A 10,174-nucleotide genomic window follows, 5' to 3' on the forward strand; every position below is an offset into this window, starting at 1 on the left:
GAGTAGGTGGCTGCGTCGGGGTGGGCGGTCACCACCTCGGTGATGCGACGGGTGACCGCTGCTACCTGGGCCGGGGCGGCGCCGACGAAGGCGGTGCGATCGGCGACCAGGGTGTCGATGTCGGCGCGGGACAGGCCGAGACGGCCGTCCGCCGCCAGCCTGTCGAACAGGTCGTTCTCCGGCGAGCCCTTCTCCCGCATCGCCAGCGCCACTGCCACCGCGTGCTCCTTGATCACCTCGTGCGCGACCTCCCGGCCGACGCCACGCCGGACCGCCGCGACCAGGATCTTCGTGGTGGCCAGGAAGGGCAGGAACCGCTCCAGCTCCCGGTTGATCACCGCCGGGTACGCGCCGAACTCGTCGAGCACGGTGAGGAAGGTCTGGAACAGGCCGTCTGCGGCGAAGAAGGCGTCCGGCAGAGCCACCCGGCGGACCACCGAGCAGGACACGTCCCCCTCGTTCCACTGGTCACCGGCCAGCTCGCCGACCATCGACAGGTAGCCCCGGATGATCACGGCGAAGCCGTTCACCCGCTCGGACGAACGGGTGTTCATCTTGTGCGGCATCGCGCTGGAGCCGACCTGACCCGGCTTGAAGCCCTCGGTGACCAGCTCCTGGCCGACCATCAGCCGGATCGTGGTGGCCAGCGACGACGGCGCGGCGGCGGTCTGCGCCAGCGCGGCCAGCACGTCGAAGTCCAGCGACCGCGGGTAGACCTGCCCGACGCTGTCCAGCACCCGCGAGAAGCCCAGGTGCCCGGCGACCCGGCGCTCCAGCTCGGCCACCTTGTCGGCGTCGCCGTCGAAGAGGTCGAGCTGGTCGGCGGCCGTGCCGACCGGTCCCTTGATCCCGCGCAGCGGGTAGCGGGCGATCAGGTCCTCCAGCCGCTCGTACGCGATCAGCAGTTCCTCCGCCGCCGAGGCGAAGCGCTTGCCGAGCGTGGTGGCCTGCGCCGCCACGTTGTGCGAACGACCGGTCATCACCAGCTCGGAGTGCTCGTGCGCGAGCCAGGCCAGCCGGGCCAGGGTGGCGACCACCCGATCACGGATCAGCTCCAGCGAGGCACGCACCTGGAGCTGCTCGACGTTCTCGGTGAGATCGCGGGAGGTCATCCCCTTGTGCACGTGCTCGAACCCGGCGAGCGCGCTGAACTCCTCGATCCGCGCCTTCACGTCGTGCCGGGTGACCCGCTCCCGCTCCGCGATCGAGGCGAGGTCGACCTGGTCGAGCACCCGCTCGTACGCCTCGACCACGCCGTCCGGCACGGACACGCCGAGGTCGCGCTGAGCGCGGAGCACGGCGAGCCAGAGCCGCCGCTCCATCCGGACCTTCTCCTCCGGTGACCAGAGGGCGACCAGTTCGGGCGAGGCGTACCGGTTGGCGAGCACGTTCGGGATCGTCGTCACGTACCGCATTCTCTCCTACCCGGCGATCGCCCCCGGTACGAGGTCAGAGACGTCTCCGCCGCCAACGTTCGACCGTTTTGTCGCACGGGCCGGCGCTCCTACCGGCCGGTACCGGATCATGACCTCATCTGACTTCCGGCAACAGCCGGATCCTCCTCCTCCACCGAGGGCATGCATGCGTAGAACATCCCTCGCCGGTCTCACCGCGATCGCGGTGACCGGCGGCACCCTGTTGGCCACCGGCGGGTCCACCCAAGCGGCCGAACCGACGGCCCTGTACGTCAAGGGGGCCGCCGCCAATTGCTCCGACCAGGGGCCCGGCACCGGGGCACAGCCGTTCTGCACGATCGGCGCGGCCGCGGCGGTGGTCACCGCCGGCCAGACGGTCTACGTGTACGACGGCGACTATCCCGAGCGTGTCACCCTCACCCGCTCCGGAACTCCCGATGCGCCGATCGGCTTCCAGGCCAACGGCCGGGCGGTCAGGCTCGTCGGGCCGAACGCCGGCCTGGTCATCGACGGCCAGCACGACATCGGCCTCCAGGAATTCAAGGTCAGTGGGGCGGTCGACACGCCCGCCCTCGACATCCGCAACTCCTCGAACATCGAGGTCGCGGGCGGCAACTTCACGATGGCCAGTGCCGCGACGGCACCCGCCGTGCGGCTCGTCGGCGTGACGATGGCGAGCGTGAGAGACGTCGTCGGCAGCGGCTTTTCGCCCGTCGACGGGCTGACCGTGGACGCGACGTCCAGCGATGTGACGGTCGAACGCGCGACCCTGATTGGCGGCGCCACCAACGGCAGCGCCGACCCGAGCGCCGGCATCCGCACCGACGGAGCCCGCACCACCATCCTCGACAGTGTCATCGGTGGTTACACGGGCGCGGCCATCGCGGTCGGTCCGACTGCCTCCGGCACGGTGGTGGCCAACAACCAGATCAACCCCGGGGCCGGCCACGGCATCCACAACCGCGGGGCCGACGCGACCGCGATCGTCAACAACGCCGTCCAGGGCCGCTGCCTCGACGGTGTCCGGGTCGACGGGGCCTCCACCGGCGTCTCCGTGCAGAACAACAAGCTGTCCGGCAACGGTCGCCCGGAGAGCTACTGCGACCCGCAGGCCGTGGGCGGAGTCCAGGTCGGAATCCACGACCAGGCGCTGAGCGGAACGGTGGTCGACTACAACAACTTGCACAACGGATGGTCGTCCCCGTCCGCGAGCATCTACTCCTGGAACGGGACGGTGATGGGCCTGGCCCAGTTCCGCGCCGTCTCCGGCCAGGCCGTCCACGATCGGGACACCGCACAATCCTCCGACCGGATCGACTCGGCGAACTCTGCCGCCCCCGGCTACCAGAACCGGGACAGCCGAGGTTGGTCCCGTCGTGACGACCCGGGGGTGCCGAACACCGGCGCCGGCCCGGTCGCCTACGCCGACCGTGGCCCGGTGGAGTTCGTCCGGACACCGATTGCGTCCTTCGACGCCACCCTGGACCTCGCCGCCAGCGCGGTCACCGTGGACGCCTCCGCCTCCCGGCCCGGCTTCGTCCCCATCAAGGAGTACGTGTTCAACTTCGGCGACGGCACCGCCGTCACCCAGTCCGCCCCGCGCGCCACACACAGGTACGCCACTCCGGGCGCCTATGACGTCACCGTCACCGTCCGGGGGACCGACGACCTGCAGGGCAGCAGCACCGAGCAGGTCAGTGTGCTGCTGCGGACGGCGACCGTGGGCCTGCTCGCCCTGTCCAACCTCCGCTACGTGGGCACCTCTGCACCGGTTCTCCTACCGAACCAGGTGGGGTTGACCGCCGCCGCGCAGTACGACATGGCGGACGCCGGCAACGGCCAGGTCGCCCTCGTGTCCCGGGCCAGCGGTCTCTACGTCACCCAGGTCGCCACCCCGGACGCGCCGCTGAACGCGTCCAGCCAGACCGTCGGCACCGCGGAGAAGTTCACCGTCGTCCGCAACAGCGACGGAACCGTCAGTCTCAAGGCGGGCAACAACCTGTACGCCACCGCCGACCCCAGCGGAGCTGTCACGCTGTCGGCCAGCCGGCCCACCATCAGCACCTGGGAGAAGTTCCACCAGGTTCCGGTCGCCGATGCGAACAGGTCGCTGAGGGCCAAGGTGAACGGCCTCTACGTCAGCGCCGACGGCGCCGGGGTGAAGCCGCTGATCGCGAGCCGGCCGACCGTCGGGACCTGGGAGCGGTTCGACATCGTCGACCTCGGCAGCGGGCAGGTCGCCCTCTTCGCCCGCGCCAACAACCGCTTCGTCACGGCCGACGGTGCTGGCGCGAACCCGCTGATCGCGACCCGGCCCACGGTCAGCCTCTGGGAGCGGTTCACCCTGGTGCGCAACAGTGACGGCACGGTCAGCTTCAAGGCCGCCGTCAACGGCCGCTACGTCAGCGCCGACGGCGCCGGGGCGAAGCCACTGATCGCCAACGGCCCCGCGATCAGCACCTGGGAGAAGTTCACCCTCGGCTGAGTGGGGCCAACGCGTCGACGCCCGCCGGACCCTCGGGTCGGGCGGGCGTCGCCGTCCGGGCTCGCCGATGACAGGGTCAGCAGCTCGTGGCGCGCCGCCTCAAACCGCAGGTCCGGCGGATCACGCCCACCGTTTCCGCTTTGTCGCGCGGGTCAACGTCGGATCTGGCGGTCAGGGAGACTTGTCCCCATCTCACTTCCGGCGGGCCGCCGGATCCTCCTCTCCTGAGGACACTCATGCGCACATCTTCCCTCGCCGGCCTGCTCACCGCAGTCCTGACGGGCGGGGCCCTGCTGGGCACGACCGCTCCCGTCCAGGCGGCCGAGCCGGGCACCCTCTACGTCCGGCAGAACACGCCCACCGGCTGCTCCGACCAGAATCCCGGCACACTGGCGCTGCCGTTCTGCTCGATCAGCGCCGCGGCGGCGATAGTCACCAGCGGGCAGATCGTCGACATCGGCGGCGGCAACTACCGCGAGCGCGTCACCATCACCACGTCCGGCACCCCGCAGCAGCCGGTCGTGTTCGTGAGCAGATCCACCTCCGGGAACCTGGTCGGGGCGACCGCCGGTTTCGTCATCGACGGTCAGCACGACGTCGTGCTTCAGAACCTTCGGGTCGTCGGGTCGGATGACGGTGACGACCTGCCTGCTCTCGACGTCCGCAACTCCTCGGGCATCACCATCCGGGGCGGCGGCTACGGGGTGCACAACCCCTCGACCGCACCGGTGATCCGATTCGCCGGGGTCACCAATTCGAGCGTGTCGCAGACGACCGTCACCGGGCCGACGGCCGCCGTCGGCATCACGCTGGACGCCGCGAGCAGCGACGTCGACATCTCGGCCACGAGCGTGAGCGGCTACACCAACCAGAGCCTCGCCGACCGCACCGTCGGCGTCCGGATCGACGGGCCCGGCAACACGTACGTAGGCGGCCGCATCGACGGCTTCACCAGCGCGGCGGTCGCGCTCGGGCCGGGTGCGGCCGGCACGGTGGTGGCCAACAATCTGATCAACGGTGGGGCCGGCCACGGCGTGCACAACAACGGTGCCGCCAACACGGCGATCACCAACAACACCATCCGGGACCGCTGCCTCGACGGCATCCGCGTCGACGGCGCATCGTCGGGGGTCTCCGTCCAGAACAACATCCTCAGGCTGAACGGCCACTTCGGCCAGGGCTTCTGCGGCTCGGGCGTGGACGGCGTCGAGATCGGGGTCTACGGCGGTGCCGTCGGAAAGACGGTTGTCGACTACAACAACGCTGATCACTACTACGCCGACTCGCCGGTGATCTACGCCTGGAACACCCGGATGAACCTCGCCCAGTTCCGGGCGGCGTCCAGGCAGGCCGCCCACGACCGGGAGACGGGAAATCCGCGGGAGGATATCGACTCGGCGAACTCCGCGGCCCCCGGTTTCCAGGCACTGGACCGCAGCGGCACCCCGCGCATGGACGACCCGGCCGTCTCGAACACCGGTGCCGGCCCGATCACCTACGCCGACCGTGGCGCGGTGGAGACGATCCGACCTCCAGCGGTGTCGTTCGACGTCACCCTGGATCTCGGAGCGCGCTCGGTGAAGCTGGACGCCTCCGCCTCCAAGCCGGGCCTCCATCCGATCGAGTCCTACCGGTTCGAGTTCGGGGACGGGTCCGGGGTCACCCAGAGCACGCCGGTGGCCTCGCACACGTACGCGAACCCGGGCACCTACAGCGTCAGCGTCAAGGCGATCGGGACCGACGGCCGGACGGACACCAGCACCCAGCAGGTCAGCGTCCTACGGCGGACCGCGACGGTGGGCCTGCTCGCCCTCTCCAACCGCCGCTACGTCGACGGGGCTGGCGTCCCGACCGGTCTCGTGCCGAGCGGGCCCGAGCTGGGCCTCGCCGCGCAGTTCGACCTCGCCGACGCCGGCGGTGGCCAGGTCGCGCTCTTCTCCCACGTCACCGGGCGGTACGTCAGCCGGAACTCCGTCGGCGGCGGCCCGGACTGGCTGCACGCCATGGCCCAGGTGGTGGCCGCTCCGGAGCGGTTCAGCCTCAACCGGAACAGCGACGGCAGCATCAGCCTCAAGGCCGACAACGGCCAGTACGTCACGGCCGATCCCGGAGGCAGCGTCCCGCTGTCCGCCAGCCGGCCGACGATCGGCACCTGGGAGAAGTTCCACCAGGTTCCGGTCGCCGATGCGAACAGGTCGCTGAAGGCCAAGGTGAACGGCCGTTACGTCAGTGCCGACGGCGCCGGGTCGAAGCCGCTGATCGCCAACGGTCCGGCGGTCAGCCTCTGGGAGCGGTTCGATGTGGTGGATCTCGGCAGCGGGCAGGTCGCCCTCTTCGCCCACATCAACAGGCGCTTCGTCTCCGCTGATGGCGCGGGGGCGAAGCCGCTGATCGCGTCCGCCCCGGCGGCGAGCCTCTGGGAACGGTTCACCCTGGTGCGCAACAGCGACGGCACGGTCAGCTTCAAGGCCGCCGTCAACGGCCGCTACGTCAGCGCCGACGGCGCCGGGGCGAAACCGCTGATCGCCAACGGCCCCGCGATCAGCACCTGGGAGAAGTTCACCCTCGGCTGAGTGGGGCCAACGCGTCGACGCCCGCCGGACCCTCGGGTCCGGCGGGCGTCGCCGTTCCCGGCGGGCAGCGCCAATGACGGTCGAGCGCTCAGCGCTCCAGGATCGCCGTCACGCCCTGACCGCCGGCCGCGCAGATCGAGATCAGCCCGCGTCCGCCGCCCCGCTCGGCCAGCAGCTTGGCGAGGGTGGCCACGATCCGCCCGCCGGTGGCGGCGAACGGGTGCCCGGCGGCCAGCGACGAGCCGTTCACGTTGATCCGGTCCCGGTCGATCGCGCCCAGCGGCGCGTCCAGGCCGAGCCGGTCCTTGCAGAACTCCGGCGACTCCCAGGCGGCGAGGGTGGCCAGCACCTGCGACGCGAACGCCTCGTGGATCTCGTAGTAGTCGAAATCCTGCAACGTCAGGCCGGCTCGGGCCAGCATCCGCGGCACCGCGTACGCGGGAGCCATCAACAGCCCCTCGTCGCCGTGCACGAAGTCCACCGCCGCCGTCTCGGACCAGCTGAACCAGGCCAGCACCGGCAGGTTGTGCGCGCTCGCCCACTCCTCGCTGGCGAGCAGCACGGTGGACGCGCCGTCGGTGAGCGGCGAGGAGTTCCCGGCGGTCATGGTGGCCTGCTCGGCGTCGGGGCCGCGGGTGCCGAAGACCGGCTTGAGTGAGCCGAGCTTCTCCAGGCTGGTGTCGGGGCGCAGGTTCTGGTCGCGGGTCAGCCCCAGGTACGGCGTCATCAGGTCGTCGAAGAAGCCCCGGTCGTACGCGGCGGCCAGCCGCTGGTGCGAGCGCAGCGCCAGCTCGTCCTGGGACCGCCGGTCGATCTGCCAGCGCAGTGCGGTGCGGGCGGCGTGGTCGCCCATGGACAGGCCGGTACGCGGTTCGGCGTTGCGCGGGATCTCCGGCGTGAACGGCTGGAGCGGGCGCAGCTTCGCGGCAATCTTGAGCCGCTCGCCCAGTGTGCGGGCGGAGTTGAGCTTGAGCAGCGTCCGGCGCATCTCCTCGTTGACCGCGAGCGGCGCGTCGGAGGTGGTGTCGACGCCACCGGCGATGCCCATGTCGAGCTGCCCGAGGGCGATCTTGTTGGCGACCAGGATCGCCGCCTCCAGGCCGGTGCCGCAGGCCTGCTGGATGTCGTACGCCGGGGTGTGCGGGTCGAGCCGGGAGCCGAGCACCACCTCGCGGGTGAGGTTGAAGTCGCGGGAGTGCTTGAGCACCGCCCCGGCCACGACCTCACCGACCCGCTGCCCCGCCAGCCCGTACCGGGCGATCAGGCCGTCCAGCGCCGCGCCGAGCAGGTCGGCGTTGGACGCGTCCGCGTAGCGGGAGTTGGAGCGGGCAAAGGGGATCCGGTTGCCCCCGATGACCGCGACCCGCCGGATGCTCTGCACGATCCGCCTCCTCGAGATGTGTTGCTCGAACCCTACTCGCCAGTAGGCTACGCCCATGACCGACAGGTACGCGAGCTTCGTCCAATCGGCCGCCGGTCGCGCGCTGGTCAAGCGCCTCGGGCTGCCCGATCCGCCGCGACTGCGCCGACACCACCCCGGCGACCCGCTGCTCCCCGGGCCGGCACTGCTCGGCGCGGCCACCGGCGGCCGGCTCGCCGAGCCGGTCGCCGAGATCCTGACCGCCGCCGGGGTCGAGCTGGCCGATCCGGCCGCCGCCGTCTCCGCCGACAGCCCCCAGCGGTACGGCGCACTGCTCTTCGACGCCACCGGGATCACCGACTCAACCAACCTGCGCCAGCTCTACGACTTCTTCCACCCGCAGGCCCGGGCCGTGCTGCCCAGCGGTCGGGTGATCGTGCTGGGCACCCCGCCGCAGGAGTGCCCGACACCGCGCGAGGCGACCGCCCAGCGAGCCCTGGAGGGGCTGGTCCGCAGCATCGGCAAGGAGTTCGGGCGGGGCATCACCGCACAACTCGTCCAGGTCACCCGCGACGGCGACGCCACCACGGCCGGCCCGGACCACTCGGCCGGCACCCGAACGAGCCTGGAAGCAACCCTCCGGTTCGTCCTGTCCGGCCGGTCCGCGTACGTCTCGGGGCAGGTCATCCGGGTCGGCGCCGGCGACGCGAGCATCCCGGCGGACTGGGACCGCCCGCTCGACGGGCAGGTCGTGCTGGTCACCGGCGCCGCCCGGGGCATCGGTGCGGCGCTGGCCCGGGTCCTCGCCCGCGACGGCGCCCGGGTGGTGGCGCTGGACATCCCGGCCGCCGGGGACGCGTTGGCGGCGGTGGCGAACGACATCGGCGGCACCGCTCTCCAACTCGACCTGACCGCGCCCGACGCGCCGGCCCGGCTCGCCGACCATCTGGCGAGCCGGCACGGCCGGGTCGACGTGGTGGTGCACAACGCCGGCATCACCCGGGACAAGACGCTCGGCCGGATGGACGCCGACCGGTGGGACCAGGTGATCGACGTCAACCTCTCCAGTCAGGAGCGGATCAACGACGTGCTGCTGGAGCGGGACCTGATCCCGGCCGGCGGACGGATCGTGTCGGTCTCCTCGATCGCCGGGATCGCCGGCAACCGGGGGCAGACCAACTACGCCACCAGCAAGGCCGGCGTGATCGGGTTGGTCGACTCGCTCGCCCCGGCCCTGCGTGACCGGGGGATCAGCGTCAACGCGGTGGCCCCCGGCTTCATCGAGACCCGGCTGACCGCGCGCATCCCACTGGTGGTCCGCGAGGCGGGCCGACGGATGAACAGCCTGGCCCAGGGCGGGTTGCCGGTCGACGTGGCCGAGACGATCGGCTGGCTGGCCTGGCCGGCCAGCGGCGCGGTCAGCGGCAACGTGGTCCGGGTCTGCGGCCAGAGCCTGCTGGGGGCGTGATGGGCGGCACGGACGACCGGCCGGACCGGGCCACCGTCGAGCTGCCCCGGCTGCCTGCCACCGGCCCCCTGTACCGGCGGGCGCTGCGGGGCGCGCTGCCCGGTGGCCGGCGCGACCGGCCCGTGCCCGCGGTCGCGCTGACCGTGGCCGGTGTCCAGGTCGACCGGGCACACCTCGCCGAGTACGACCGGGTCTGCGGGTTTCCGCTCACCGAGCGGCTGCCGGTGACGTACCCGCACGTACTCGGCTTCCCGCTGGCGCTGCGGCTGATGACCGCGCCGGAGTTCCCGTTCCCGGTGACCGGCCTGGTGCACGTGGCCAACCGGATCACCGTGCACCGCCCGGTGCTCGCCGGCGAGCCGCTGGACCTCACCGCGTACGCCGAGCACCTGCGTCCCCACGAGCGGGGCCGGCAGCTCGACGTGGTGCTGGTCGCCTCCACCGGCGGGACGGAGGTCTGGCGCGGCGTCGCCACGTACCTCAGTCGGGAGCGCGGCGACGGTGGCGGCGCCCGGCGTGACCGGGGTGACCGGGCCGCGACGCCGGCCGCCACCGCCCAGTGGCGGGTCGGCACCCGCGTCGGTACGGACTACGCCCGCGTCTCCGGCGACCACAACCCGATCCACACCTCCCGGCTGGGCGCCCGGCTGTTCGGCTTCCCCCGGCCCATCGCGCACGGCATGTGGACCAAGGCCCGCTGCCTGGCCGCCCTGGACAACCGACTGCCGGACGCCGGCACCGTCGAGGTGGCGTTCAAGCTGCCGGTGGCGCTGCCCGGCGTGGTCGGCTTCTCGGCGAACCCCGCCGACGACGGCTGGGACTTCGCCCTGCACGACCCCCGCACCGGCCGACCGCACCTCGCCGGCACCGCGC

At 71.9% G+C, this 10,174-nt stretch carries 6 protein-coding genes; 4 read left to right on the forward strand and 2 right to left on the reverse strand.

The annotated features are described in order from the left end of the window. A partial coding sequence (gene purB / locus DKT68_RS27060; protein WP_109820213.1) for an adenylosuccinate lyase occupies positions 1 to 1,406 on the reverse strand: 1,406 nt, incomplete at its 3' end. A gap of 175 nt (positions 1,407 to 1,581) precedes the next feature. Between purB and DKT68_RS27065 the strand changes: the two genes are divergently transcribed. Beyond that, positions 1,582 to 3,900: a PKD domain-containing protein gene (locus DKT68_RS27065; protein WP_161556705.1), complete on the forward strand. Its 2,319-nt coding sequence runs from the start codon at positions 1,582 to 1,584 to the stop codon at positions 3,898 to 3,900. 236 nt (positions 3,901 to 4,136) lie between these two features. Beyond that, positions 4,137 to 6,473 carry a PKD domain-containing protein gene (locus DKT68_RS27070; protein ID WP_109820209.1) on the forward strand — a complete coding sequence of 779 codons (2,337 nt, stop codon included), beginning with the start codon at positions 4,137 to 4,139 and terminating at the stop codon, positions 6,471 to 6,473. Between the two features lie 88 nt (positions 6,474 to 6,561). Here DKT68_RS27070 and DKT68_RS27075 read toward each other — a convergent pair whose 3' ends face one another. Continuing rightward, positions 6,562 to 7,854 carry an acetyl-CoA C-acetyltransferase gene (locus tag DKT68_RS27075; RefSeq protein ID WP_109820210.1) on the reverse strand — a complete coding sequence of 431 codons (1,293 nt, stop codon included), beginning with the start codon at positions 7,852 to 7,854 and terminating at the stop codon, positions 6,562 to 6,564. A 55-nt stretch (positions 7,855 to 7,909) separates the two neighbouring features. On the opposite strand from DKT68_RS27075, the gene DKT68_RS27080 reads away from it, so the two are divergent. Together DKT68_RS27080 and DKT68_RS27085 are read left to right on the forward strand one after the other, a co-directional pair. Continuing rightward, positions 7,910 to 9,301 (forward strand): 3-oxoacyl-ACP reductase, encoded by a 1,392-nt coding sequence (locus tag DKT68_RS27080; RefSeq protein ID WP_109820211.1) that lies wholly within the window; start codon positions 7,910 to 7,912, stop codon positions 9,299 to 9,301. Beyond that, positions 9,301 to 10,174, forward strand: an 874-nt coding sequence (locus tag DKT68_RS27085) for a MaoC/PaaZ C-terminal domain-containing protein (protein WP_109820212.1), incomplete at its 3' end; no start/stop codon positions are given. The genes DKT68_RS27080 and DKT68_RS27085, both read left to right, overlap by 1 nt.

This window comes from Micromonospora acroterricola, from assembly GCF_003172955.1.
In the GTDB taxonomy this organism is placed as follows: domain Bacteria; phylum Actinomycetota; class Actinomycetes; order Mycobacteriales; family Micromonosporaceae; genus Micromonospora; species Micromonospora acroterricola.

What these genes read in the sequence shown, in the direction of transcription:
- DKT68_RS27065 (WP_161556705.1), top strand. Translation starts at nt 1,582, where the DNA reads ATGCGTAGAACATCCCTCGCCGGTCTCACCGCGATCGCGGTGACCGGC.
- DKT68_RS27070 (WP_109820209.1), top strand. Translation starts at nt 4,137, where the DNA reads ATGCGCACATCTTCCCTCGCCGGCCTGCTCACCGCAGTCCTGACGGGC.
- DKT68_RS27080 (WP_109820211.1), top strand. Translation starts at nt 7,910, where the DNA reads ATGACCGACAGGTACGCGAGCTTCGTCCAATCGGCCGCCGGTCGCGCG.